This window comes from Streptomyces sp. R11 (genome assembly GCF_041051905.1).
Lineage (GTDB): Bacteria > Actinomycetota > Actinomycetes > Streptomycetales > Streptomycetaceae > Streptomyces.
On sequence record NZ_CP163432.1, the window covers coordinates 9398954 to 9425647 of the forward strand.

Here is a 26694-nt window from a genome sequence, read left to right on the forward strand (position 1 = left end):
TGTGGTCATGGGGAAGCGTCAGTCGCGGCCGTGGATCGTGTCGGACGAACTGTGGTCGCTCATCGAGCCGTTGTTGCCCGAGCCGCCGCCGAAGCAGGTGGAAGGGCGACCGCGGGTGCCCGACCGGCAGGCCCTGTGCGGCATCCTGTTTGTCCTGCACACCGGCATCCAGTGGGAGTATCTGCCCCAGGAGCTCGGCTTCGGGTCGGGCATGACCTGCTGGCGCCGGCTGGCGACCTGGAACGAGGCGGGCGTCTGGGACCAGCTCCACCAGCTTCTGCTGAACAAGCTGCGGTCAAGGAACCAGCTGGACTGGTCGCGGGCGGTGATCGACTCCTCCCATGTCCGGGCCGCACGCAGGGGCCCAAAAGCGGACCCAGTCCGGTCGACCGCGCACGCCCGGGCAGCAAGCACCACATCATCACCGACGGGCAGGGGATCCCGCTCGCGGTGTCGCTGACCGGCGGAAACCGCAACGACGTCACCCAACTGCTGCCCCTGTTGGACAAGATCCCGGCCGTCGCGGGAGTCGTCGGCCGGCCGCGCAGGCGGCCCGACATGCTTTTCGCCGACCGTGGCTACGACCACGACAAGTACCGCCGGCTTCTGCGGCAGCGCGGGATCCGGCCGGTGATCGCCGAGCGTGGACAGCCGCACGGCACCGGTCTGGGCACCTTCCGATGGGTCGTCGAGCGGACGATCTCCTGGCTGCACGGCTTCCGCCGCCTGCGGATCCGCTGGGAACGACGCGACGACATCCACGAGGCCTTCCTCGGCCTCGCCGTCTGCCTGATCACCCACCGGCACGTCAAGAGGCTTTGTTAGGGCCAGTAAGTGCCTGTAGCAGAGCACCTCGTGCGCCAATGTGTTGGATGCCTGATTGCGCCTGGTCGACACGGCTTCAAGCGGATCAGGCCGCTTGACCATCAACTGCGGCCGTCACCGGCGTGCGCGCACAGGGCGTGGCCCCCTCGGCGTGTGTGTCAGTGCCGTGCGGCGTAGTCAACGCGTCGATGATGAGCAGCCTGTGGCCATGTTCGCGTCGTTTTGGACGACGGCAGTTCAGGTTGCCCGGCAGGCGGAGCCGCCGTCGGTAATCCCCACGCCTGAGTACTGAGTGAACGATCTGCCGAGAGCGGCCCGCCGCCTGCGGCCGATGCTCCAGCGGCCAGGTGCCCCCCTTCCGTAAGGCGCGAGGCCGGTGCAAGGACCCGAATCGTGGTCCGGCCACGCCTCCGTGCGCCGCCCTGCCGAAGCCGCGCTACGGGAGCCATTGAGGTGGCGTTAGCTGGTATAGCCGCACATGACGATCACATCCGTATTCCGAAGTTGGTTGACTTACAACGGCTAACACAATGAGGTGGATCGGCGCTGATGGCCGTTGCCGTCAGGGCAGTTGAGCGTTCGGTCTGTCGTGGGGATGTCGCCGTGGATCGTGTCGGATGAGCTGTGGGACCGCCTGGAGCCGTTGCTGCCGCAGCGTGAGCGCCGCTTGCGGTATCCGGGCCGCAAGCCCTTGCCGGACCGGGAGGTGCTGTGTGGGATCCTCTACGTGCTGCACACCGGGATCCAGTGGGAGTACCTGCCCCAGGAACTTGGCTTCGGCTCAGGCATGACGTGCTGGCGACGTCTTCGGGACTGGAACGAAGCCGGTGTATGGCAGCGGCTGCACGAGGTCCTACTGGCTGAGCTGAACGCAGCGGCCAAACTCGACTGGTCCCGCTGTGTGGTCGACTCCTCCCACGTCAGGGCGTTAAAAGGGGGAGCCATACGGGCCCGTCGCCGGTCGACCGGGGCCGGGCCGGCTCGAAGCACCACCTGATCACCGACGGACATGGCACCCCGCTCGCGGTCCTGCTGACCGGCGGCAACCGCAACGACGTCACCCAGCTCATCCCCTTGCTCGACGCGATCCCGCCCGTCCGCGGCCGAGTGGGCCGTCCGCGCCGCAAGCCAGACTCGCTGTTCGCCGACCGCGGCTACGACCACGACATCTACCGCGACCAGGTCCGCGAGCGCGGCATCGTGCCGGCCATCGCTCGCCGTGGCACCCGACACGGCACTGGGCTGGGCACCTACCGCTGGGTGATCGAGCGGAGTTTTGCGTGGCTGCACGGCTTTCGACGCTTGCGGATCCGGTGGGAACGGCGGGCAGACATGCACGAAGCGTTCCTCAAACTCGCCTGCTGCCTGATCGCTCACCGACAACTCGGCTCATTGTGTTAGCCGTTGTTAGAGCCAATGGTTCCGACTGACCTACCCTTTCGTGGTTCTGCGTCGCTGTACGTGCCCCCAGTGGGTTGCGGTTCGAGGTCGCCGAACGAACCCCAGTCCGTGTTCTTTGCCCGTACGGAGTCGCTTGAAGGGCCGAGACCCGCCGCACGGCCAGGATGAGAAAGGAAGCTATTCCTGCTGCCCCTGCCCTCAAAACGGCTACCCATAAGGTGATTTGTCGATGGGTGATCAGGAAGCCGGCGATTGTCAGGAATGCTTGAGAGGGATCGGCGCCGTTCGCAGCGGATGCGCAGATTCGTGCCGTGCGGCCAGACTAAGGTCCGCTCGATCTGCTACCCGTAGGGCAGGCAGTGCCAGCGGTGCGCTCCTGCGGACACCAGGCCGCGAGTACGGACGACATCGCGGAATGTCGCGGTCACAGCCAAGTCGGCATGGCGGGTGGGGTGATTTTCAGTGGGTGATCCGAAATGGATCGAGCCGCTCTCCGGGCTGACCGAGTCGCACTTAACCAGGCTGGTGGTGTTGGTGCGGCGTCGCGGTGGTGACGTTCATCGCGGCCGTCCCTGGCGGCTGCGCTGGAGAACCGGGTAGTGCTGGTGGCGACGTGCTGGCGCACGAACCTGACGTGCGGCAGGTGGCGCCGTTGATCGGGGTCTCGAAGTCTGGGGCCGACCGCATCTTCGCCCTTGCTGGCCATCTCGCCGGCCCGCCGTGCCGCGCAAAGTCACCGTCTACATCGTCGACGGCACCCTGGTGCCCACCCGTGATCGCAGCGTGGCCGAATCTAGTAAGAACTACCGTAGTGGGGCGAACTTCAAGGTGCCGCCCTCGCGCAGCAGCTGCATGAGGAGAAACGGCGAGGAAGGCAGCCTTGGGCCCCTTGATGCGCCTGTCCGCGCGGCAGATTGGTCGTGAAAAAGGGGGCTTGATCGAGGCACGTAAGGGTGTGGAGCCGCCCCTGCCTTCACGGGGAGCTGGGGCGGCTCCTGGCGGACCGCGCTCGCCCTCTCCCGACCTCGTGGAGTGGGCGGGCAGTGGATCCTGCCGACAATACGTAGCGGTCGGACCGGATGGATCACAGCCCTTCGCGGCGGCGTCTACCCCCGCACGCCGGACGTCCGGCCGTCTGAGGAGCGGCACCGACAAAGTCAGTTGAGGTGGTTACGCCAGGGACTTGGACCGTTCGACGAGGTGGCCACGGTAGGCGGCTCGGGCCCGACGTCGTCGAGGTAGCGAGCATTCGCAGCGGCGGCGGACGCAATAAGCTTGGCCTCACCACCTCGGCGCTCTGGTGGGCACCCCTTTGGTCCGCAGGTGAACTGGCGAACGTCAACGCACATTTGGGTCCGCATGCGGATCAAGGGTCGTTGGGCGCCGGATTCGTTGTCGCGCTGCAACATCTACGTGTCTGCTGCGGCCAGCGGATGTTGATTGGAGGCCAGGCGGACCGGCCGCCAGCTCATCATCGGTTCAACCTGCTGTCCCAGGAGCATTTGAAGTGCCGGCCGAGATACGCGCACTGCCTGGGACTCAGAGCAGCTCACAGGAGCGTTTCGACGTGATAGACGTCCCTGCCCCAAGAGTGTTCTGTCACCAGTCGTAGACCGCCTCGTGTGAAGTGCGGCTGGAGGCGTTGTACGCGGCTTCGGACGGCCGGGAGGCTCAGTGGATGCCGGGGCCCACCAAGCAGCAAGCGGACGTCGTGGCAGCAAACTGGTCGCGGTGCGCGGGCGAGGATCCCGGCAAGGATCTTTTGGGATCGCGGAATACGGGGGTGAGGTGGGATGCTGGCGGGACGGATCTCATCGTTCATTGTTGTGGTCCACCGCAGGTCGGCCCGCAGCCGAGCGCTGATCTCTCCAGCGGGTGCCTCACGGGAGACGACGTTGACCGCCCCGGCGTTGAGCAGGACTTCTGCCTTAATACTTGGCGGAGCTGCCACAGTTACCGGTGCTAGCAAGAACAGCGCCCGCACGCGCGCTACTAGATCCTCTGTGGACCAACTACCTGGGGCATCGAGCACCACCAGGCTGCGATGGGAGTCGAGCAGGGCCTGGTAGGCGCATTGGTCCCCCCATGCGCGCACTGCCAGGTTCCGCAAGCCTGCCCGCTTCATGCGGGCTGCCAATGAGCCACTCGCGGGGGGATCCAGCGAGAGGGCCAGCAAGAGGTGGAAGCGCGAGCTCTGTTGCGGTGATCGGGCCAGGTGAGTGCGCATTTGAACTTCATCCTCTGAAATTGAGCATCAGGGGAAATGCCCGGCAGCGTGGCTGCGGGAGTCTGGTCGAGACGCACCCGGGCGTTGGGGGAGAGGGGGCAAGCCCACAGGCAATTGCAGGCGAGGAGGGCGGGTCTCAGCGCAGGCTGGTCGTCCTCTGAGACGAACCCACCCTCATCCTCGAACACGTCCAATGCACCCAAGGCCCTCTGTGCCCTGATGCGAAGCGAGGGTACCGTGTGTCTCGGGCGCCTCTTTCGCACAGGTTTACGGACACAGGGGGCTGGTCGGTTCTTCCGGTGAGCTAACCCAGCGAGTTGCGGTTCTTGGCTTTCCGCCCGCCGCCAGATTGCCCGCGGGTACTGCTTGCTCCCCCATGGCCCGCGCTACTGCTTCTCCGTCACCTCGCGATTCCTGCAGGGGCGACTGGTGTGGCTGCACAGCCCCGTGAGGCGGTATGCGCGACGTCATCTTTGACCGCAGTGCAGGCCTGGCGTGCGCCGTCGGGTGCTGTCCTATAGGCGCCGGAGGCATGCCGCCAGCGGAAGGGGAGCGGCCCCGATAGGTGCCCAGGTCTACCAGGGCCGCGTGCCACCCGTGCTCATACTCCACCGCTGAGCTGTGGGCGGCGTGCGACCTCCGACCCTGGGGATCGCCTTGGGCCGGATTTGATGGTCGACTGTCTTTACGTCGTGACGCAGTTCATCGGATCACTTGGTGGGGGAGGTGCCACTGGAACCTGCGGTGCCATCGGGCGGTCACTATGTTTGCCAACTCACGGGCTGGTAAGGCGCTCGTTGAGGCCGCAGGTGACAGAGACTTGGCCGAGCCAAGATCTGGCGGAGCGGGTTCGGGACACTGAGCTTGCTGATCGCTCAGGTCTACACGCAGAGAACCTGACGCTGATTGTCCGGTCCTCAAGGCCTGATGCCGTCCAGGTGTCGGGCCAGAGGCCAGGCGCCGGGGGAGGTGTTGGACAGGACGGTGTGGGTGGTGCCGGTGTGCGGGTCATGGGTGGACTTGAACGATACGCCGGCGTCCCACCCGGCCAGGATGACGGTGTCGGTGTTCTGGTGCAGCCAGAATCCGAGGCCGTAGCGCAGGGACTCCTCGGGTACGTCACATCGGGGCCGCACCACTTCGGCCACGGATTCCACGATCGCGCCGGCGAAGAATGCCCGCCAGAAGGTGGAGATGTCGGCGGCGGTGGAGTGGAGGCCGCCGTCGCCGGTGGCCAGTATCGGCAAGTGGAAAATGTTGGAGCGGTCCACCCCGTCGATGGGCAGATAGCCGACCGCGGCGTCGGCCGGGAGTTCGTCCGAGCGCAGGAAGTCAGTGCGGGTCAGGCCGGCAGGGCGGAGCACCCGGTCCCGCACCAGGTCGTGGTAGCCGATGCTGCTGGCCCGCTCGGCCAGCAGGGCCAGCAGCACGAAGCCCCCATTGCAGTAGCCGAACCGTTCCCCGGCCTGGAATTTGGTGGGGTGGCCGTCCAGCAGCGGAAGGAACGCCTCGGTGCTGGACAACTCGTGGACGGCCCCCACCAGGTAGTCGGTGATCTCCATGTCGGCTTCCTCGTCCAGGTAGTCACCGATGCCGGAGGTGTGGGTGAGTAGGTGCTCGACGGTGACGTCATCGGCCACGAGGGGCAGGTCGGTGCCGAGTAGGGATCGGGCGGTGGTGGTCAAATCTAGGACGCCATCGGCGACCAGGGAGAGCACGGCGAGCGCGGTGAACCCCTTGCTGCCGCTGGCGATCCCGAACCTGGTGTCCACCGTGTTGGGGACGTGGTAGGCGCGGTTGGCCAGGCCGTACGCTTTGGCGAACTCGATCTCACCCGCGTGGTCTACCCAGACCACGCCGGAAAAGTTCGTTTCCTCGGCGATCTTGTCGATTGCATCCAGTGACATGTTCCAGCTCTCATTCGGCTTGCTCTTCGAAGGCCTCGGCGACGGCGGCGCACCATGCGCGGGACTTGGGATTGCGGCGACGGACCCGCTTGATACAGATCTCGGCGCCGGGGCGCGTGGCAGCGCGGGTGTAGACGATGGGTTCGTCGTCCAGGTGGAGGTATTGCACCGACAGGGGCTGGCTGGGCGGTCGCCAACTACCGCCGTCACGTGCCTGCCTGATGGCCATGGTGTCCTGGCGATCCGATGACGTACTTCGCGACGAACTGTTCATCAAGACTGTACGAGGGAGCGTAGCCGCAAGGCGCTGCACGGTACTTCACCGACCCTCACTGCGTCGCAACCGTAAGACCGGAGGCCCCGGGCAGCTGCCGCTCCTATGCGGCTACTCCCGGTCAGACTCCTTTGACTGATACCAGGGAAGTCGGCCGTCATGGGCGTTAACCTCGCCAAGAACTCACGTCCCCCAGAGGGATTCACTACAGGGTCCCCGGCAGACCTGCCCGATGCGTTCTGCGATGGCGATTGCATCTCTGATGAGTACGGCATCACCTGGGAACGTCTCGAAGGACGCTGGGTTGCACCACACATGCCCGACGGTCTGGTGGTCAATGACATCGACGTAGCGTTGCTCATTGCGAAGCGTCATGTCTTGCACGCGATGGACGGTCGAATAACATACATCCCTGCGGAGCACCGCAGTTCGGCAGGTGGGAGCGGTGACTGACAGGACAAGCGGGCTTCGGCCCGGTCCAAGTCGGCCTGGCGCTGGGAGGGGAGCTCGAGGACGGCCCCGAGGGACATGTGACCGTTGAAACGCATGCAGCCTCACAGCCACGATAACCTAGTCCTCCTTAGCCGGAGAGACTGGGGAAGCAAGGCTGTGGTTGGCCGGCGCAACTGGGAAGTCGGCATGGACCGCGACGATCGCTGCATGCAGCCCACTCAGGGCTTTCACCGCCCTGGCTTTTGACCACGGCGGGCGACCTGCTGGCTCTGCGCTCACCGACTTGACGTTTGTCGCTCCTGTTGGGCGACTGCGCTTTGGACATCGGGGCTGTTGCCCTTGGCCTTCTTGCCGTCCGGCGCTATCGCATGCCATGTGCCCTTGAGTCCCTCACCCAGTACGTCGCCCGGTGCCTGATCTTTGTCAAAGCGGTACAACGGCCAGCCCCCGAGTGTGGCCTGCCAGGTTCCGTCGGCCCGCTTGAGCGAGCCGAGCAACGCTGGGTCTACGCCCTTGCCGGCCGTTGGCTTCGCCTCCCCGTCGGGCAGGTAGAGCGGTTTCCACGCCTGGAGGCACTGGCCGCTGAGGCAGACGGACTTGGGCGGGTTGGTACCGTCGAGGACTGACAGGTAGAGGGTGTGACCGTCACCGTCGACGGCTGTTGCCCCCAGCTTGGTGGTGGCTTGCTGCACTACGACCGCCTGCGCGGTCGGTACGCCGCCTGCTTCGGTGGGCGAGCTTTGGGGGGTGGGCTGGGCCGGAGGCGTGGGTGTCTGGCCACCTGGTGCGATGGTCTCGGCCGGGGAGGCCGAGGGTGCTTGCACGGTGGCCGGGCTCGTGGTCACTGCTTGGCCGACGACGGGGCTGAGTGCGGCAAGGGCGACGGTCGATCCGATGACCCATGCCATTGTCGGTAGGTTCTTGAACATGCCCATCTCGTGCTCAGGCGGGGTAGATCGCGTCGCCACGCTGTTCGACGGCGACCGGGGGGAGAGGGCTCTTTGCGGGTCCAGCCACCGGCTGACCGGTGCTGGCATCGAACTTGCTCCCATGGCATGCGCAATTGATCGTGCCACCGCTCACTGAGGTGACTGCGCATCCCTGGTGTGTGCAGATGGCAGAGAACGCTTGCGCCGTGCCACTTGAGTCTCGAGTGATCACAACCTTCTGTTTCTTGAGAATGAGTCCGCCACCGGTCGGAACCTCGCTGAGCTGGGCGAGCGGGGGCGTCGCCTCAGGAACCTGACCGCCATCGGCGGAGTTTCCTTCTCCCGAGGGCTGCTCCGGGCTGCTCCCCGCTTCTTCCGGCGCCGCGGGCGGCGCCGCCGGCGCGGCCGGCTCCTGCTGGGCGGGCACTACGCAGGCATTGAGCGCGGAACCCGCTGCGACGGCGCCTGCGGCCATGAGGAGTCTGCGCCGATGCACCGTGTCCCTTGGCATTGCGACTTCGAGGTCATCGTGATGGCTGGTCATGTGTCTCCTTCTTGGCACGACTGCGGACGAGTTGCACGGGAAGAGTTCTCGAGCACTTCACAACAGTGGTACGCCGGGCTGGGTGAAGTACCACAACGATGCGGTCGCCCAGGCTGCTATCAACAGCGTGAAGAGGAGGCCGCCGAGGATCGGTAGTGACCAGGACGGCACTGAGCGGACGCGCAGGGCGAGCATCTTGGTGGCGAACGCGCCGTAGAATGCGCATCCTGCGGCCGAGTGGACCGAGGTGCGCAGGTCGAAGGTGCTGTAGCCCAGACTCCACAGGCAGTGGTAGGCAACGGGCAGGGTCATCAAAAACGCGATGGCGCCGAGCCAGCGGTGAGCTTGTGGCACCCATGAGGGGGCGGGTCCTGCACCGGGCAGGCGCCCCCACATCCACGCTGCGGAGAGCAGCTGGGTTATGGCCAGTACGGCCGCTGCCGTTGCCAGCCATGCCTTCATGGGGGTCATGCCGGTGAAACCGATGAGCAGGGCCAATGGCCGCCCCGTCGCCGTGTGCACACGCCCGTATATGCCGAGTGCCACCGCCACGAGCGCACCGAAGAGAGCCACTATGAGAAGGACTCCTGTGCCCTTTGATCGTGAGCTGGCCGCGTGCCGCTTTGCCATGTGATCGTTCCCGTTCGGAGTGCCGGTCCTCGTCCGCTGTACGCCCGAGACGTGCTGACTGGTTCGCATGGATTGGGCTTGCCGAGGACGCCATGCGCCACGATCGTGAGCTGCGGCATTGACGCGGGGCGAAGAGGATCATCGGCGGGCCACGCCAGCCACGCCGGGGGAGAGGGGGGCTTTGAACCGAGGACGGCCGTGTCACCGTACCGATGGTCAGGAGACTGGTCACGTGTGGCTCGTGCCGGAGAGGAAACGGGCTGAGATTTGCGCGGCTCACTAGACGGCTTCATCGCTGGAAAGGCTCGAGCATGGAGTTCATTTTCACCGCGCCCGTGGCTATCGCTTATGGTGATCTGGTCGATTTGCCTGCGATCACCCGCAGGCAGCTGTTGATCCACTGCAGGAACTACCTGGGGGAGCAGGTCCAGGATCCCGTACAAGCACTGGCCCGGATCGCAGAGTTCGGCGGTGAAAGCCTGCATACGTATGATTGCTTGCACAAATGGCAGGTAGTGTCGGCTAAGGCCCCTGATAAACCGCTATACGATGCATGGATAGACGTGGATTTCGGTACGGTATTCGACGCTGGAACCCTCATCGAAATGCCTATCCGCATGGTCGATTCCCATTTCCGGGGCAGTGGCGGAACTCTACATGGAGAGGAAATCGCCGCGGCACTTGACCGAGCCTTCGCAAAGGCGCTGCTGGATGAACCGTTTTTGTTCTGAGCGCCTCCGTACATGCCACACCGGGCGCGCCTCCCATGGCCAAGGTTTCATCAGCTGGCCTCTGCATTCGCCCTTCCCTGACAGGGAGGCGTCGGCTGCACCGCTCGAGCCCCCATTCTGGCCACTTACCGCCCCGCCTCCTCCACCATCGCCCTTGCTCCACGGCGAGACGCCACCTTTAGCGAAGCTTCGTTGAGGCCCCGGCAGGGCCGACATCGAAGGCACTGGCTCCATGGACAGGGCACGGCACGGCTGACGACCAGTTCCTCGATGCCCCGTGCCCGCCCCGCAAAGGAAGTGATTAACCTGCAGATGGGCACGCTTCATGCCCGGCCGCAAAACGATGCGGCATCACAGCGGTTGCCCTGCATTGAGACGACCTCGTCGGCCGGGCGGTGCGGCTCAGTCATGGCCGGGTGGATTTTTCTCAACCGACCACGCCTACTTCCTCGTACAGCAGGCCGGGGTGCGCAGGTTGCTGTCCGGTCAGCGAGACCGCGGCGTCGTGTAAGGAGTGCCTTATCAACCCACGTACGCGCCATGCGGTGCCACTGGTGGGCCGGACAGCGGAGCTTGCTGCTTGGGGCGGAGCGCTGAATCGGCCTGGTGATCCCATCTGGCTGGTGGCGCTAACGGGAGAGCCTGGGATGGGCAAGACGAGACTGCTGGCGGAGTTCCGGCACCGCTCGGAAGCTGCCGGGGCATTGGTCACGACAACTCGTGCCTCCGAAGAGCACCACGAAGTCCCCTTCGCGACGCTTACTGATGCGCTCGATGCCTTGGTGGTGCAGCACCAACAGGAGCTGCTAGCGATCTGCGAGGGCCTCCCTCGTGAGATCTTGAGCGTCGTCCCTTCCTTGGCGGCCGACGAGACTGCTGTTCCGGTCGCGCCGAACCGACACCGGGTTTACGGCGCGGTACACCTCATGCTTGAGCGGCTCGCGCGGGACCGGGGCGTGGTGCTTCTCTTCGATGACTTGCACTGGTCAGACCCCCAGACCCTTGACGTCCTCACCTACCTGATGCGCCGGTCTGCGCCTGAGAAGGTCCTTGTTGGCGTGGCCTATCGTCCTCATCAGGCCCCGCATCGCGTCGGCGCCGCCATCGACGAGCTGACGGAGGCAGGCAGGGCACGTCGGTTCTCGCTGAGCCCCTTGTCACAGCGTGAGGTTCACACGCTGTTGGGTGAAGAGACATCCCGCAACGACGTGTCCCGACTGCACGCGCTCAGCGGTGGCAACCCCTTGTACCTGCAGGTCCTTGCCGCTCAGAAGCACGCGTCAGGCCTTGAGGGCCAGGTCTGCCATATGCTCGGAGCCGAACTCGACACACTCTCGCCCGAAGCGCTCCAAGCAGCTGGCGCTGCCGCTGTCCTTGGAGCTGAATTCGATCCCGGACTTCTTCCGTCTGTTCTGGGACTGCCGGCGGACGAGGCGGGCGCGTGGCTCGACGAGCTTGCTCGCCGTGACATTGTCCGGCGCGCCGCCACGAACGGGTCCTTCGCCTTCCGGCACCCGCTGCTCAGACAGGCGGTGTATGAGGCGGTCGGCGCCGGGTGGCGACGAGCGGCGCATGTGCGTGCTGCTGCGGCGCTGTGCGCCAGGGCGGCTCCGGTTGAGCTGTGGGCCCATCACGTGCAGCACTCGGCCACCGTTGGGGACGCCAGGGCCATCCGCGCATTGCTGCGGGCGGCGGTAGCCACTCGCTGGCGCGACCCTGCTACTGCTGCGCGATGGTACCGAGCAGTGCTTGACCTTCTGCCCGACAAAGCCTCTGCCCGAGGGCAGCGTGGGCGACTGGCCATCGCCCACGGAGAGGCGCTCCTGCAGGCCGGCCGGCCTGATGACAGCAAAGAGGCCTTCCTCGAGGCTCTGGCCCTGCTGCCTGGCCGGTCTCTGCGACTGAGATACCGTGCGATTGTCGGGGCGGCTAGAGCCGCGCAGAGCCTGGGCCGATGCGATGAGGCGGCAGCCCTGCTCGATCGGGAGATCAGCACACTACCGCCTGGTGCGCTGCAGCAGTCCCACTCGCTGCGGCTGGAGCTGAGTACGGTACGGATTGCGCACGGGGACTTCTCTGGTGCGCATCGCCTGGCACGGGACGCCGCAGGCCGCACTGATCTCGACCGCTCGGTGCCGTCAAGCGCTTACACGTGTGCGGTCCTGGGGTTCGCTTTCGTCGCGTACGGAGACCTGGAAAACGGTGCAGTTCATGCCCGGGCCGCCGGCCGCGCTATCGACGCCATGGCCAAGGCTGAACTCACGTCTCAGCTTCAGGCCGTCGTGTGGACGGCGCGCGCCGATGCGCAGATGGGCAAGTACCACCTGGCGCTGAGGCGGCTGAAGAGGGCATCCGAGGTCGCTCGCGCCTCAGGCCAGGCCCACGTGCTCACCCACCTGCTTGTCGTACAAGGCGGCGCTCTTCGCTCGGTGGGCCGCCTGTCTGAGGCGCGTGCATGCCTGGAGGAGGCCTGTGAGCTCGCCGACATCGCCGGTAGCGATCACCTCAGCATGATCGCACTTACCCATCTTTGCGATGTGGCTGTCCTGCAGGGAAAGGTGACGGAAGCCATCCGGGCAGGGCAGAGAGCTGCCGAGCTGGCCAATGCCCAACCGGGGTGGTTCTCGGCCCTGGCGAAGGCCACGCTCGGTCAGGCACGTTTTGCCGAGGGGGACCCAGCAGCATGCGCCGCCCTGGTAACAGTGGCGGCGGGCGGCCCGGACCTGGACCTGATTGATCCGCCCAGTCGCCCGGCATGGTATGAGCTGCTGACCCAGGCTGCCCTCGCGGAGGACGACACCCGACTGGCGGGGCAGTGGGCGGATCGGGCCAAACGAACCACCCCAGGTACAGCCCATTCCCACCCGGCAGGTTTTGCTGCTCTGGCCGAGAGCCACGTCCTCATGGCTGCGGGAAAGGCCCACGAATCTGCCGTGCGGGCCAGACCGGCAGTCGCCGCCTTCACGGTTTCCAGCAGGCCGCTTGAGGCTGCCCGGGCCCGCGTGGTTCTAGCGCGGGCACTTGCAGCCCTGGGCGACAGCGAGGCGGCGGTTGAGGAACTGCGCGCTGCGCATGCGGACTTCACCGTCTGCGGTGCATCACGATTGGAAGCCGAGACCACCCGCGAACTACGCCGACTCGGCGTCAAGGTGTCGCGCAGCGGCGGACGGGGACAGCCAGGTCATGGATTGGCGTCACTGAGTGGACGGGAGAGAGAGGTCGCAGAGTACGTCTGCCGCGGGCTGACGAACCGGGAGGTCGCGGCGGCGATGTACTTGAGTGAGAAGACCGTGGAACGCCACCTCAGTTCCATCTTCGTCAAACTGGGTGTGCGTACGCGCGTGGCCCTGGCTATGGAGCTGCAACGGGCTGCAGCTCTGGGAGATGCCGAACAGACCAAGGACAGCCGCGAGACCAAGTGAAATGGAGCTGGCCCTATGGCCTGGCGACCGCCACCGGCCGGCACCGGATCCATCCATCGCTACCCGCCTCCTCGGCCTGAGCAGCCTGGTCAGCGTGGTGCCGGGGCCGTGGAGCACCTGCCGGCCAGCACAAGGCCGAAAGAAACCGGCCAGCACAAGGCCGAAAGAAATACGGCTGTGCCTCTTCGGGCACCGGCTCCACAAGGCAGGAGGCGGCCTCCCAGCTCAGGATGGTCGATCGACCACAACAAGCGCTCCGCCGCACGACCCCCACATGAGAGGCCACGAGTCGCTGGGAAGCCGGCAGCACCGCTGTCCTGCTGCGTAGGTCAAAGAAGGTGTCAGCAGTATGAGAACCGATGACGCCAGACCAGACGTACAGCCAGGTGCTGGCGGATCGGCGGGCAGGGACCAGGACCACTGATCTGCTGGCAGCGCCGCCACTGCCTGCACCCCTCTCCGTTGTGATCCCCCTGCAGGCAGTGGCGGCGTTTTCTGCCTTTGGTGTGCCGGTCGGGGAGCGCGCGCTGTTCTAAGTGCTCGTCATTCCACCCTGCGGGCATGGGCAGTTTCCCTGCGGAGAACATCGAGAGTCGCCAGGAAGTCCAAATGAGGTATCTACCGTCTGTCCTTGAGGCATGGTGTCCTTCGGACCAGCTTGAGTCGCTGCTCCCGTGGGATGAGTGTGTGGTGCGTGTGCACGGACGCGCGGGGCTTCTCCGCACGTATTCGCGGTGGAGAACGATCTCTATCGATGGCGCCGTCGTGGAGGTGGCGTACGGCGTCCAAGACCACAGTCACCGCGTGGCACCACCTGGGGTGCAAGCAATCGTAGACGAACTCAAGTTCACAATTCCCCGAGGCTCAGGGGACCGCTAAGCGGGGGCAGATCGGCAGGGAGCCCGTGCTCCGACGATGAGCCGACCGCGTCTTTCATAAGGCGCGAAGGCTGGTCCCGAGTTGCTGCTATGTCCGCCTCGGGCGACTCAGTCGCGGTCGCAAGCCTATGCGCGGGTGGTACTCCGGCCCTCCGGTCGATCGCAGGTCTGAACGCCCGCTGATGCACGGGGTGGCCAACAGCCGGGCAGGAGAACTCCGGTCGCGTAGGCGCGTGCAACGAGCGCGGCGCGCGAGTCTGCGCCAAGTATGGTCCGCAGCTTAGCGAGGTGATAGTCCACGGTCTGGCGAGCCAGCAGCACGCTGCGCTGCAGCTCTGCATTCGTCGCGCCGGCTGCCAGTGCGAGCAGAAGGCTCAGCTCAGTTGGGGTCAACTTCGGTGTCTCAGGCACGGCAGCTGTGATCCCGCCAAGTGTGCAGGCGGCTCTGGAGGGAGTACCGTCCAGACGCCGCACCAGGGTGGTCGTCATGCGGGCTGTGAAGCGCGCCCCGTCCTCCTGCAGCCCGCTGACGTCAACCTGGAGGCGGCTGCGCCCGCCGTTGATCAGTTGCTGCCAGGGATCCCCGGCCGGAGTCTCGGCCTCGAAATCCACCAAGTCCGTAAGGCGGCGCTGGCGCAAGGCGGAACAGGAGAGCCCAAAGAGGCTGCAGAATGCTGGATTGGCATCTGTAATACGTCCGCGGATGTCGAGCATGGCCATGGGGGACAGCGCATGGTCGAACACGGCGCGGAAACACTCGTCGGCCACGGCCCACCGATGACGCACCTCTTGCAGCTCGGATGCGTCGATATAGACCCCTCCGACTCCGCGGCCGTGGCCAACGAGCTCGACCGGGAACCTGAAACCCAGTGCACTTCCTGATCCCCCTTGGCGTGGAAAGGGAACGCTGTCATACAGCGGGGTGCCCTTCTCAATGACGGCTTCGTCCAGCTGTCGGTACAGGCGGGCGTATTTGCGGGGCAAAACCTCATCGAGCCTTCGCCCCTGCAGGCCGCCCTCGTATGATCCGCACAGGAGCCGGGTGTAGGCGGCATTCGCCCATACGAAATATCCCTCACCATCACGCAGGAATACGGCGGCTGGATTGTGCTCCAGGAAGGGGCGGAGGGCTCCGCTGACCGTGTTCAGCCAGGCTTGCGCGTCCGCATCGGGCACCTGCGAAGTTGCAGGTGCCCGGAGGTCCTTCGACCTCGTTGATGCCGTGTCCACGTTCTAGCTCCGCTCCGGGATCGCCGGCGGACAGCAGTGGAGATCAGCGTCAGCTCCGGAGAGTGCATAGTGCAGGCAAGGGCGTCCACCTGTCTGGCAGTTGTCCTGCAGCAAGGTTTTGCTGGACACCAAGTTGCGGAAGGGCCTGGGTACAACGAAGGAGATATCGCCCTGCTTCCGACGTGCCAGGATGAGCGAATGATTGACCAGGTCGTCGAGAGAGGGGGCGACGGCTTCTTGAGGGATGCCGCTCGACGCGCATGCTGCTTCCGCCTCGAGCAGACGGAATGGGTAAGGCAACTCGGACAGGCACTCGAGGACTTGGCGCTGCAGGGCAGTCAGCAGGATGTAGGAGCTCTCGACCGCGCTCGTCAGGGAGCGGTGTCGGTCATGCCGGGAGGGAGATTGCAGCAGCACAGCGGCGTCATCGAGCCGAGTCAGAATCTCTTCGGGAAACATCGAGCGGCAGCGTGCGGCGGCCAGGTCGATCGCGAGGGGAAGACCGTCGAGCCGACGGCACAGCTCTGCGACCACCCGAAGAGTTTCCGGGGGAAAGGCCAGCTGGGCACCGGCTCTCTCAGCGCGCTCTAGGAACAACTGGACGGCCGCAGCTGCCTTGATCGTCGACAGGTCTGCCTCAGGTTCAGGAACCGGCAGCACATCGAGAGGCTGAACGCGCTCCTCACCGCACCCGAGGGGGCTTCGGCTCGCGGCCAGGACCGTATCTCCACGGGAGAAATCGGCCAGGGCAAGGAGGTCACGTCGGGCGGCATGAGGGAGGCCGTCGCAGTCGTCCAGGAGGACAATCCGCGCCCCGCTTCCCGCCATCGAAGAGGCGCCCTGCGCACGCGCATGGTTAAGAGCCGCACGCACAGCCTGGCGCGGATCCGGTGCCATCCTGACTTCGCCGAGGCAGACGTGTGTGACCCCGCCCGGGTATCTCGCTGCAAGTCGTTCGGCCATCCCGAGGATGAACCAACTCTTTCCCACTCCCGGGGGGCCGGTCACCGTCACGGTGTGGTTTCTTCTCAACAGCTCGCAGATGAGATCTTGGTCGGTGTCTCTTCCGAAGAGCTGGCGTGGGCTGGGGACAGGGCCTCGGGTGCTGGTAGGGCTGGAATCAACGGTGAGTTCTGTCCAGGCGCTGTCTGGAGCCGCAACTGACGTTCCCGGCCACGGAGCGGTGCGGTTCTCCAGTATGGCCTTCTGCAGATCACACATCACGGGTGATGGCTGCAGCCCCAATTCGTCGGAGAGGTGGTGCCGGTAGTCGGCATACGTTGCCAGGGCGTCTCCCGACCGTCCGAGTCGGTGGAAGGCCGTCATGAGTAGTACGCGCAGGCCTTCACGAAGCGGATGGGCAGCGACGAGGGAGGTAAGGCCGGCTGCTGCCTCGCCCTCGCGGCTGAGGCCAATGAGCAGGCGATGACGTTCCTCGTGCGCGACAAGGTAGAGCTCCTGGAGGCGTTGGGCCTCAGCAGCGAAGAACACGTCGTCGGTGAACTCTTCATAGGAGCTGCCGCGCCACAGGGCCAGTGCGCTGTCCAATGTCGCCAGTCCTGCTTCGGGTTCGGCTACGGTTCGGGACCGCACCTGGTGCAGCAAGCGCTCGAAGACATCGGCATCAACAGAGCCGGAGGGTGCGTGCAGCGCATAGCCGGGAGAGCAGGCTTGCAGCATCCCGTCGGGCAGCAGTTGCCGCAACCGGTGGATCTGATTGTGCAGAGCTGCCGACGCGTCGACGGGTGCATCGGCTCCCCAGACCACATGGGAGAGAACGTCTTCAGGAACGACTGAGCCGCGTCTGCACAGAAGCGTGGCAAGCAGTCGACGTCTGCGGCGGGCTCGCCGGAAGGCGGCCAGGGGCACATTTGCAACGTCGAGTGGACCAAGTACACGGAAGAGCACCGTCATCCGACAGTCCCGCTGGCGATTGACGCATACGGAGCTCGCGGAGGCCGGTGACACTCGGCAGTCAGATCTGACATGGGGGACCACCGTCGCGCTGATGGCCGGGACAACGTATCGGGAGGATCCCTCACCCCACCCCTCAATCCCTCGATGGCGCGCCACGTCTCCGCTCGCCCATGCCGCCGTATCGGCTCCATGGGTGTGTCTCTCAGGGGGAGGGCGGAGCGACGAAAGTCCCATGACAGCCGGACGACAGCGTCGTGGGAGTGGTCGGCGTCAGGGTGGCCGTGCTCCGTACCTACGACTCAAGGGCGGCGCCGGCGGCCGCGACGGCCGGCTGGTGCCGTGTGTGAGATGTCCACGACCTTCGATGCCTCCACGCTCGAGGAACGCTTCAGTAGCGGTGACGAGACGGCCCTGCCGGAGATGTACCGGAAATTCTCCGGTCCCATGTTTGTCACCGCACTGAGCCTCCTGGGCGATCGTGAGCTGGCCGCAGAGGCGGTGCAACAGGCGTTCGTCCAGGCGTGGCGAGCCGCTGACCGCTTCGATCCGAAGCGTGAACTGCAACCGTGGCTCTACGCCATCACCCGCCGCGCAGCCGTGGACACATACCGGCGAGAGCGCCGCTTTTCGACGCAGCTGCCTCTGGATGAGTCATGGACGGGGGAGAGTCACTTCGCGACGGAGGGGCCGTCCATGGACGCTGCCTGGCGCATGTGGCAGGTTCGGCAGGCGCTTGAAGAGCTCCACCCCGACGAACGCCAGGTGCTCCAACTGGCGTACTTCGAAGGATGTACGCAAAGTGAGATTGCTGTGACACTGGGTATTGCCCTGGGGACGGTCAAGAGCCGCACCACCCGGGCTCAGCGGCGCCTCGCCCAGCTTCTCGCCCACCTGCAAAACGCGGAAGACGAACCCTCCCGGTGATCAGGCCGACGGTTACGAACCGATATACAAATGGGGCCCGTACCGCTGGTTGGATCGCAACTCCCCGACGAACACAGTGAGGAAGGACTAGTGGGCGAGGACCGGGACATTCGGGACCTGCATGGGGCTCCCATGGACGGGGAAGTGGATCTCCTTACTGACGGCCCTATCGATGAGATCCTCCGGCAGGAAGCTGTCTGGGTAGTCGTGCCCGACGGGATCGAACAGCGCGTCATGCACGAGCTGATGAGAGGTGCGGGCAACGTTGTGCCTATGCGCCCCAGGCTTCGCCGCCGCAGCACAATCTCCCGCCGCCGTATCGGTCTGGTAGCCGCCTCGGTAGCGCTGCTCGGGCTGACCGCTGCCGTCGGCAGTGTTGTTCTCGATACGGATGAGGAAAGCCAACGGATGCAACTGACCGCATCGGCGTCGGCTGCGGGCCATGCTGATGTCACACTGCGTGACACACCATCAGGAGTGGCGATCGAGGCCGATTTCCAAGCGATCCCCCCTGCGCCCGAGGGTAGTTACTACGAAGGATGGGTGACCGGCGAGCGTGGAGCAGTAGCCATCGGCACCTTTCATCTGCGCGACGGCCAGAGCGACGTCACTCTGTGGGCAGGGGTGGAACTTGCTGACTACCCGAGAATGACCGTCACACTCCAAAAGGAAGGGGGAGGCCCGGCCTCCTCAGGCAACATCGTACTTTCCGGAGATGTGCCCGACAAAAGCCGTTAGTCGCGCGGCGCCGCGAGGTGCTGAGCTGACCCACTCTGTCGGGGGACTGCCCCAGCGCTCTTGCAAGGCAGGCAGGACTCACGTGGCAACTGCGCCGGCACGTCCGATGGCTCCCCCTCCGGGGGACGGGAAAGGGCTTCGAGGTTGCGTGGGCAGCAGGTCGGTCATCAAGGACGTGAGCGTTGTCTACCCCTACTCTTTCAGCGCGGATGCTGCCTAAGCGACAGCGCCGCCGCGTGCGAGGCTCCTATGCCGACGGCGAGTTGAGACGTTGAACGTCTCAACTCGCCGTCGGCATAGGAGCCTCGTTGGTTTGCACCCTGCCGCACCCGACCGATTCAAGCCTTGGCCGAGGAGGACACCACGCCCCAGCCCGGGCGAGAGCCGGTACCACCTGATGCTCTGAGTGCAGGGGGCACGGTCCGTCCAGGCCTCCGGACCATGCTCAACGAGAGCAATGCAGGGTCTCGGACTGGAGTGCCTGGCGGGATTTACCCGGAGGGAGCGGGTCCGGCACCGCGGTACAGCCAACTGCACCGCTGGCTGTGGACGGCCACTTTCAACATTCTACCGATACAGGAAGGCGCCGGGCTGTGCGAGAGCCGTCCGAGAAACGGACAGAGCATCCGTCGCGATGAAGTTCCCCGCGGGGCCGACGACGTGTGACATGCAATAGCCATCGGGCAAGCAGGGCGCCCCTGCGAGGCGATCTGGTTGCGGACGAGCGATGATTACGCTGCATGCGCAGCCCGGTACCCACCGTGTTGGACGAATGTACAAAATGATCTAAAGCCTGAATAGTCCTCTCGCGAGGTTTCCCGTGCTTTACTGGCGGATATGGAAGGCGTTGCACTGGACGCGGCGGTGCCCAGGCTCGAAGGTTTCGTCGGCCGTAAGGCAGAACTTGCCCGGCTACGCCAGTGTGCCGATGCGGCCCGCGCTAGCAAGCCTCAGCTCGTGCTCATCCTGGGCGAGCCCGGAATCGGCAAGAGCGCCTTGCTTCGGCGCCACATCGTCGAGCTGGACGATTTTCAGCTCCTTCGCGCGGCCTGCGATGCAACGGAAGCCGACGCAGCCTACGGCGTGATCTCACAGCTGGTAGCGCGCATCACGCCGGCCGAGGCGAAGACCTTTCCCTTGTTCAGCGAGCCCTTGCCGGAGACGGCGGCACCATTTCAAGTGGGGGCCCAGCTGCTCGGCGTCCTCGGACACCTCCAGAACGACAGCCCCCTGGCCATAGTGATCGATGATCTCCAGTGGGCTGACTCCGAGTCGATTCAGGCGTTGGGATTCGCCTTGCGCCGTTTGTGGGCGGACCGGGTCTTGGTCATTCTCTCAGCCCGTTCTGGCACACCAGGCCACGGACATGATCCAGAGCTATGGCAGCGGCTTGCATCGGGGCCCGAGCACACGCGATTCCTGCTTCGCGGCCTCGATCGGGATGAAGTCGCCCAGCTTGCAGGCGAGTCAGGTGGCGACCCCTTCAACCCCGTCACCGTCGACCGGATTCACCAGCGCACCGGCGGTCACCCCCTATACGTCCGGACCGTGCTGGCCGACGTCTCGGCGACCACTCAGCATCTTCCAGGACCGGCGGATACGCTGCCCGTGCCACACGTTCTCTCGGATGTGGTCCAACAACAGCTGGGACGCCTGCCTGAGCCGAGTCAGCGCCTGGCTGAGGCGATGGCAGTCCTTGATCAACGTTCCCCGTTGGTGATGGCCGGCGCAGTAGCAGGCGTCAAGGATCCCGTTGAAGTGCTTGAGCCCTTGCTCTCCTTGGGGCTGGCGCAGTGGTGGCCATCCGAGATGGATACCCCCGTCCAGACATACCATCAGATGCAGAGGGATGCCATCTACGAGAGGATCGCACCGAAGCGTCGACGGAACCTGCACCTCAAAGCCGCCGAACTGGCCCAGGGTGCTGCCAAATGGCGACACTTGGTCGCCGCAGCAGACGGGGTGGACGAGCGCCTCGCCGCCGAACTGGAGGAGCAGGCAGAGAGGGCGTCAGCGACGGGAAACGTGCAAAGCGCTTCGACCTACTTGCTGTGGGCATCAGGTCTGTCAGCCAGTGAAGCGGATCGAGAACGCCGGGTGGCCATGTCTGCGGCATGCCTCCTATGGGGGTTTGCTCCAGGACGAGCCAAACCGTTGAGGCCGACTGTCGAAGCATGTTCCCCCTCCCCACTGCGTGACTGCGTTCTGGGCAGATATGCCATGAACCGAGGCCAGTTCGCCGAATCGAAGCAGCTGATGACATCCGCCTTCCACGAAAGCGACGGCACGGCGTCCTTGGAGCGCGTAGCGCTACTCGCCGCAAGCGGACTGGGTATCGTCCATCTCTGGCAGGGTCACGGGGAAGATATTTTCAAGGTTGCGCAGCGAGTCCTGACCAGCGATCGGATCGATCCACTCGCCGACCTTGAAGCGAGACTGGCCCTCGGTTTCGGCTATCTGTTCACTCAAGGCCCGCACGAGGCCGCAGCCCAGATCACCCACATCATGAACCTCCCACAGGACCCCGGGGATGCCGCACCTTCCCACGCTCCAGCACTTATGTGGCGAGGTGTATGGCGAACCCTCGCAGGTGAACTTCGGGGCGGCAGCCGGGATCTTTCTGTGGCATTGCGACTCGCTCGCGAGCACGCAGTCTCGATGCTGGACGAGAAGGGGCATGCCTACTTGGCAACCGCCCAGTACCTGATGGGACTCTGGGATGATGCCCTCATCAATGCGGCGAACGGGGTGACCATCGCCCTCCATGAAGAGCGGTCCTGGGCCTATTGCCAGACTCACATGGCTGCTTCGCTCGTGGCATCCGGCCGCGGCGAATGGAAACGGGCACGAGAACACATCAGGCAGTCCGAGCGCTGGTGGGAGGCGTGTGGGCCGGCAGAGTACGTCGTCTGGCCGGCACTGTCCACAGCCACGCTGGCCCAGGCAGAGACTGATTATCCAGGGATGCTAAGAGCGCTCCAGCCCGTACTAGACCTACCCGAGCACGGATGGCGCTCCGCCCTGGAATCCTGGTGGCGCCCCCTGCATGCCGAAGCGCTCATCGGCAGTGGTCGGCTGGATGAAGCGGAACATGCACTGCACCGGATCCGCGAACTGACCAGCCAGACCCCCTACCTCCACCTGATCTCATCCGGCCTGTCAGGCTGGTACGCGCACAAGCGCGGAGACTTCGATGCCGCACGCGCCTCCTTCGAGGAAGGGTTGAGCCCATCCGTCCAAGAGGACGCACTCATGCACCGGGCCTTCCTGGAGCACGCACTTGGCAGACTCCTGATGGACACCAAGTCACAAGACGATGCAGTCAACTATCTCAGCAGCGCACGGGATCGCTACGCAACAGTTCGCGCTCGCCGGTTTGTTGAGCGCTGCGAAGCCGACCTCGCCCATTGCGGATCGTGGTCTGACGACGGCGCACAGGATATTCTCGCATCTCTGACCCAACGCGAGCGCCACGTAGCACGCCTGGTGGGCAAGGGCTGGACGAACCAAGAAGTCGCTCGTGAACTGTATGTCAGTTCAAAGACTATCGAATACCATTTGTCCAACGTCTTCGCCAAGCTGCAGCTCACGTCACGCCGTCAGCTTATGCGCTTGCTCACCCCCTGAAGCGACGGGAAATGCCAGATCCGAACGCCGTCGGGGTGCTCGGTCTCCGGTAAACGTACAGGTTATCGGGTCAGACACCGGCTCGTTTGGCTGCCGCCCGACCGTCGGCGGGCGCACCGCGGCCGCGTACACCACGGCTTCCCCCGGCCCGACTCGGCGCTGCCAGGGCGACCGCGCTCCGCGACGGGCAGCCCGCCGGCGTCGGCCCGTTTTCCCCTCACTGCATCGCCCGGCAGCCGCCTGAGGAGGAGAGGAGAGGAAAGGGGCCACGCCAGTACGCAAGGCCGCGCCCGTAGGGAGCATGTCATCGGGCGAATGAAGAATTGCAGGGTCTCTGGTACTTGCGACAGCCGGCGCCGGCATCCTCAACGTCCAGGCCGTCGCCCACATACACAGCCTCTTTCCCCTCCGGTCATGGGGAACGCGTTGGGCGCGAATCGTGTTATCTGCTCCGTCGCGCGTCGTTGCGAGACCGGCGTTCCGACGCGAATCATTCGCCGTTCAGCCGCGAGTGCTCCCTCGGCGCCCGGTATGCCCGTTACCCGGCATGCCTGAGTGCCATGCCGGGTCAGGCTGTTAGGCGGTTCATCATCCCAGGGGGCCGGATGTGCCCTTACGGATCACAGGCTTGCCGTCAGGCTTGACCACGGACCAGTTGCCGCCGACCCCCTCGCCCTTGGTGTCGGTCTTCGCCTTGTCTTCCTTGAACTTGTACAGCGGCCACCCGCCCAGGGTCACCTGCTCATACCCGTCTGCGCGCTTTACTGTGCTGACGAGATTCTTGTCTATGCCCGAGACCTTGACCTCAGAACCGTCAGTGAGCGCCGGGGGCCACGTGACCAGGCAGTCATAGAGGCAGTTGACCTTCGTCGGCTTGTGTTCGTCGGCCTCGAACCGGTAGGCAGTCCATCCATTGATCGTGACGATGTCGGCACTGACCCCCTTCACCGTGGCCTTGGTAACCGCGAGCTTGATGGGCTCCGGCTTGACCGTCGGGGACGGCAGCGGTTCCACCGCAGCAGCGGAGGCAGCCTGAGACGCCTTCGGAGCTGGCGAATCTTCGCCGTCCGAGCTGCACGCTGCGAGCCCCAACACCACCGAACCAATGACGACCAGGGCGGGGAACTTCTTCACAAGCATCTCCGAACAGATAACACCGCCCGTGCCAGGCGGATACTGACGTCAGTAGCGGCGAGGTCACCGCGCCAACGTAAGGACATCTACCGGTACGGGACTATCGCGCAAATCGGTTCTTAGACGACGTTCCTATGGGTCACTGAGCTCTGCCGGCAGCGTGAGGCGAACCCCGTCGAGCGCGTGCCGGCGGCCACGCAGACCGTCTCGAGGCGCAGGCGCAGGCGCTAACCGCGGAAAGCCGAAGCAGGGTCCATTGGTCCACCCCGACGCATGATCGTCTCTTTCACAGCCCGGATCGCGGAAACGGCAGATGATCGATTGATTCCAAACCGCGTCGTATCGAAGATCCGGGCACACAAGCATGTCCAGGCAGGACGCCGAGCGTGTACCTGGTCCTTGCAGACGGTTCCCGGAGGAGGCGGCATCGCATGTTCCTGAGTCCGATGCGGTCTCGTGTCCCACACACGCTGCTGGACTTCATTGTTACTCCTCGGCGCTGGAAGACCCCTCCCGCGCTGTGGTTGCCCGCCGCGAGCGCTCCCGGCCTCGGCGCAGACCCTGCTGGTAGCTGGTGAGCCGAGAGCGCAATGATGCCGCACGGCGTCGGGTTTCTGGAACGCCGCCACCTGGCAGTGCGCCGGGCCGAAGAAGGGACCCAGGAGTGCGCACAGGCAGGGGCGGTGGTGAGCCCTGCGCCGCGCAGACTGCTCCTGCATCCTCAGTGTCCGCTGCTGCCGAAGGAGGGCTGGGTTGAAACGCGTTGGTTTCGCTGCCCGTAAGGAGGTGCTGTTCGGGGGCCGGTGCCGTCCGTTGGCCAGGCGGTTCTGTGAAGTGCAGGAGCAGTTCTTGAGGAATGCGCAGCTCCGCCACGGTCCCCCGGGGGGAACCGGGCCGCAGGCGGACCTTCATCTGGTGCCGAGCCGCTAGGTGCGCCACAACGAACAGTCCCATCTGGCGGGACGCCTGCACGTCAGGCGGACTAGGGGCTGCCAGCCGCGTGTTGATGTCCTCGAGCAAGTGCGGCGGAATGCCCGGCCCGTTGTCCAGCACTTCGACCACGGCGACGCCGTGCTCGACGACGCAGCAGCCGATCGTCACCCGACTGTGGCTGTCGGAAAGACGCAATGCATTCTCGATGAGTTCGGCCAGGAGGTGGACGGTGTTGTCCAGCGCTGCGCTTGCCAGATACAGGTCTGGCAAGGCGCCCACCGTGACCCGCTCATACCCTTCGACCTCACTGAGAGCTGCCCGTACGACATCGAGCAGGGGAGCGGGAGGACGGTGTTGATCGCTGGATCCGTCGGTGCCGGCGAGGACCAGGAGGTTTTCCCCGTGTCGGCGCATGCGGGTGGCAAGGTGATCCAGGCGGAAGAGATTCTCCAGCTGGTCGGGATCCTGTTCGGTGCTCTCCAGCCCCTCAATGAGCTGGAGCTGCCGCTGGATCAGGTCTTGATTGCGACGGGCCAAGTTGACCAGCATCGCGTTTGTGTTGGCGCGCAGCTGCGCCTGCTCAGCTGCCAGGCGCACAGCTTCCGTGTGGACGGCGTGGAACGCCCGGCCTACCTCGGCGATCTCGTCAGTGCCCGGCAATGAAACAGGGCGGAGGCAGACGGCCCGTGGCGGCCCTTCGGATTGCTCCAGGATCTTGACCACGGTGGGCAGACGGATGGCCGCCACGTTCAGCGCCGTCGAGCGCAAGCTTTGCAGCGGCCGGGTAATCGACCTTGCTACCGCAGTGGTGACTGCCGCCGTGATGAGCAGGAGGAGGACGAGGAGGGCGGAGTCGAGGAATACGGTGGAGAGGACGTCGCGGAGCCGGTCCTCCGCCGTTGTGCTCAGGTTCTTCTCGATGCCGTTCCTGACCTGCCGGATGAGGTCGCCGGTACGCGAGGCCGCCGCATACCAAGCGGCTGGATCTGCGACCGGCTCCTTGTCAGCGGAGCGCGTCAGTCCGACAAGCCGGTTGGTGAGAAGGACGCGGATTCGCTCGCTTTCGTCTACGTCCCGGCCGGTGACGGTTTCCTCGAACGCCCGTCTTGTCGCGGGGTCTGCGAGGACGAAGAAGTAGTCGAGCGCGCTGCGACGGTCGCTTGTTGCTTTCTCCAGCTCTGACTGTTCTTTGGGATCCAGTGTGCCGCGCTCAAGGGCGACGGCCACCAGCGCACGCTGGAGGGAGACGGCGTCCTCGGCGAAAGACAGAGCCGCCGAGCTCCGCATCCTCTGGGCGAGAGTGGGGTCATGGACGGCTTCGTCCAGATCGTCCAGGCCGCCTATGACAGAAGAGATGATGTCTCCGTAGGCTCGTAGCGCGGCGGAGACGGGGAATGGGTTGCCGGTCTCGTCGACAGAACTGCGCAGGATCTGCAAGGAGTTGCCGACCGTATTACCAGCCAGGGCCGGCAGCTGCACGAAGCCAGCGGGCGATGCGTCCGCCAGGACCGTGATCCTGCCGAGGGCCCCGTCGACGTCACGGCGCAGCCGCGTGAGCCCTTCGGTGTGTTCCTGCTTGCGTCTGACAAGGCGTATGGCAGTGAGATCGCGCTCACCTTCGAGTGCATGAGCCAGGCTTGCCACGTCGGCGGCCATCCTGATCAGCCGTTGGTCGCTGCGGTAGTCGGCCACCGATTCAGCCGAAGCCTTGACCCGCAGCCCGCCCAGAACACAGATCATGACCAGTGGGACCGCAGCGACAGATCGGATTCGGCTGTGGACCCGCCAGTGGCGCCATGAGGCTCGCTTGCCCCGCGAGGGCGCGGCAGCCGCACCCCGGTCACGCTTTGGAGCATGGAGCACCGTGCCCCGGCCAGCAGGGACTTGCTCCACAGAAGTGCGCGAGAGCGCCGCGAGGTGCTTGTGCATAGATGTCATGTATCAATCAGAAGAGGGCTAGGTGGCGTTCT

Annotated in this window: 16 protein-coding genes and 1 pseudogene; 8 read left to right on the forward strand and 9 right to left on the reverse strand. The window is 65.1% G+C overall.

Going from position 1 to position 26694, the window contains the following annotated elements:
• Positions 1–7 precede the first annotated feature (7 nt).
• The 3 genes and pseudogenes from AB5J55_RS43445 to AB5J55_RS43455 all read left to right on the forward strand — a co-directional run.
• Positions 8–825, forward strand: a protein-coding gene (locus tag AB5J55_RS43445) for an IS5 family transposase (protein ID WP_369275875.1) whose coding sequence is annotated in 2 segments (ribosomal slippage) — positions 8–359 and positions 359–825 — 819 coding nt in all. Because the reading frame shifts where the segments join, the coding sequence is not laid out codon by codon here.
• A gap of 595 nt (positions 826–1420) precedes the next feature.
• Positions 1421–2226 (forward strand): IS5 family transposase gene (locus tag AB5J55_RS43450; protein ID WP_369275876.1). Its coding sequence is split into 2 segments (ribosomal slippage): positions 1421–1738 and positions 1741–2226, totalling 804 coding nucleotides; the frame shifts between segments, so codons are not numbered across the junction.
• A 462-nt stretch (positions 2227–2688) separates the two neighbouring features.
• Positions 2689–3036, forward strand: a pseudogene (locus AB5J55_RS43455) (IS5/IS1182 family transposase); the annotation flags it as partial.
• Between the two features lie 2334 nt (positions 3037–5370).
• Here the strand turns inward: AB5J55_RS43455 and AB5J55_RS43460 are convergent.
• The 5 genes from AB5J55_RS43460 to AB5J55_RS43480 form a co-directional block, all read right to left on the reverse strand.
• On the reverse strand, positions 5371–6360 hold the full coding sequence (locus AB5J55_RS43460; RefSeq protein ID WP_369275877.1) for a serine hydrolase domain-containing protein: 990 nt from the start codon (positions 6358–6360) through the stop codon (positions 5371–5373).
• Between the two features lie 10 nt (positions 6361–6370).
• Positions 6371–6589 carry a hypothetical protein gene (locus AB5J55_RS43465; protein WP_369275878.1) on the reverse strand — a complete coding sequence of 73 codons (219 nt, stop codon included), beginning with the start codon at positions 6587–6589 and terminating at the stop codon, positions 6371–6373.
• Positions 6590–7362: 773 nt separating this feature from the next.
• Positions 7363–8022 carry a hypothetical protein gene (locus AB5J55_RS43470; protein ID WP_369275879.1) on the reverse strand — a complete coding sequence of 220 codons (660 nt, stop codon included), beginning with the start codon at positions 8020–8022 and terminating at the stop codon, positions 7363–7365.
• 7 nt (positions 8023–8029) lie between these two features.
• Positions 8030–8560, reverse strand: a complete 531-nt coding sequence (locus AB5J55_RS43475) for a Rieske (2Fe-2S) protein (RefSeq protein WP_369275880.1) — start codon at positions 8558–8560, stop codon at positions 8030–8032.
• 57 nt (positions 8561–8617) lie between these two features.
• Positions 8618–9259: a DUF6529 family protein gene (locus AB5J55_RS43480; RefSeq protein WP_369275881.1), complete on the reverse strand. Its 642-nt coding sequence runs from the start codon at positions 9257–9259 to the stop codon at positions 8618–8620.
• A gap of 242 nt (positions 9260–9501) precedes the next feature.
• On the opposite strand from AB5J55_RS43480, the gene AB5J55_RS43485 reads away from it, so the two are divergent.
• Both AB5J55_RS43485 and AB5J55_RS43490 read left to right on the forward strand, forming a co-directional pair.
• On the forward strand, positions 9502–9921 hold the full coding sequence (locus AB5J55_RS43485; RefSeq protein WP_369275882.1) for a hypothetical protein: 420 nt from the start codon (positions 9502–9504) through the stop codon (positions 9919–9921).
• 554 nt (positions 9922–10475) lie between these two features.
• Positions 10476–13343 carry an AAA family ATPase gene (locus tag AB5J55_RS43490; RefSeq protein WP_369276478.1) on the forward strand — a complete coding sequence of 956 codons (2868 nt, stop codon included), beginning with the start codon at positions 10476–10478 and terminating at the stop codon, positions 13341–13343.
• Between the two features lie 1004 nt (positions 13344–14347).
• On the opposite strand, the gene AB5J55_RS43495 is transcribed toward AB5J55_RS43490, so the two are convergent.
• Together AB5J55_RS43495 and AB5J55_RS43500 are read right to left on the reverse strand one after the other, a co-directional pair.
• Complete coding sequence (locus tag AB5J55_RS43495; RefSeq protein WP_369275883.1) at positions 14348–15397, reverse strand: PAS domain-containing protein; 1050 nt, start codon at positions 15395–15397, stop codon at positions 14348–14350.
• Positions 15398–15454: 57 nt separating this feature from the next.
• Complete coding sequence (locus AB5J55_RS43500) at positions 15455–17365, reverse strand: BTAD domain-containing putative transcriptional regulator (protein WP_369275884.1); 1911 nt, start codon at positions 17363–17365, stop codon at positions 15455–15457.
• A 351-nt stretch (positions 17366–17716) separates the two neighbouring features.
• Between AB5J55_RS43500 and AB5J55_RS43505 the strand changes: the two genes are divergently transcribed.
• The 3 genes from AB5J55_RS43505 (at position 17717) to AB5J55_RS43515 (ending at position 22657) form a co-directional block, all read left to right on the forward strand.
• Entirely contained in the window at positions 17717–18292 is a 576-nt protein-coding gene (locus AB5J55_RS43505; protein ID WP_369275885.1) for an RNA polymerase sigma factor, read from the forward strand.
• A gap of 132 nt (positions 18293–18424) precedes the next feature.
• Positions 18425–19030 carry an anti-sigma factor gene (locus tag AB5J55_RS43510; RefSeq protein ID WP_369275886.1) on the forward strand — a complete coding sequence of 202 codons (606 nt, stop codon included), beginning with the start codon at positions 18425–18427 and terminating at the stop codon, positions 19028–19030.
• Positions 19031–19867: 837 nt separating this feature from the next.
• Positions 19868–22657 (forward strand): AAA family ATPase, encoded by a 2790-nt coding sequence (locus tag AB5J55_RS43515; protein WP_369275887.1) that lies wholly within the window; start codon positions 19868–19870, stop codon positions 22655–22657.
• Between the two features lie 588 nt (positions 22658–23245).
• Here AB5J55_RS43515 and AB5J55_RS43520 read toward each other — a convergent pair.
• Complete coding sequence (locus AB5J55_RS43520) at positions 23246–23791, reverse strand: hypothetical protein (RefSeq protein ID WP_369275888.1); 546 nt, start codon at positions 23789–23791, stop codon at positions 23246–23248.
• A gap of 486 nt (positions 23792–24277) precedes the next feature.
• Complete coding sequence (locus AB5J55_RS43525) at positions 24278–26464, reverse strand: nitrate- and nitrite sensing domain-containing protein (protein WP_369275889.1); 2187 nt, start codon at positions 26462–26464, stop codon at positions 24278–24280.
• Between the last annotated feature and the right edge of the window lie 230 nt (positions 26465–26694).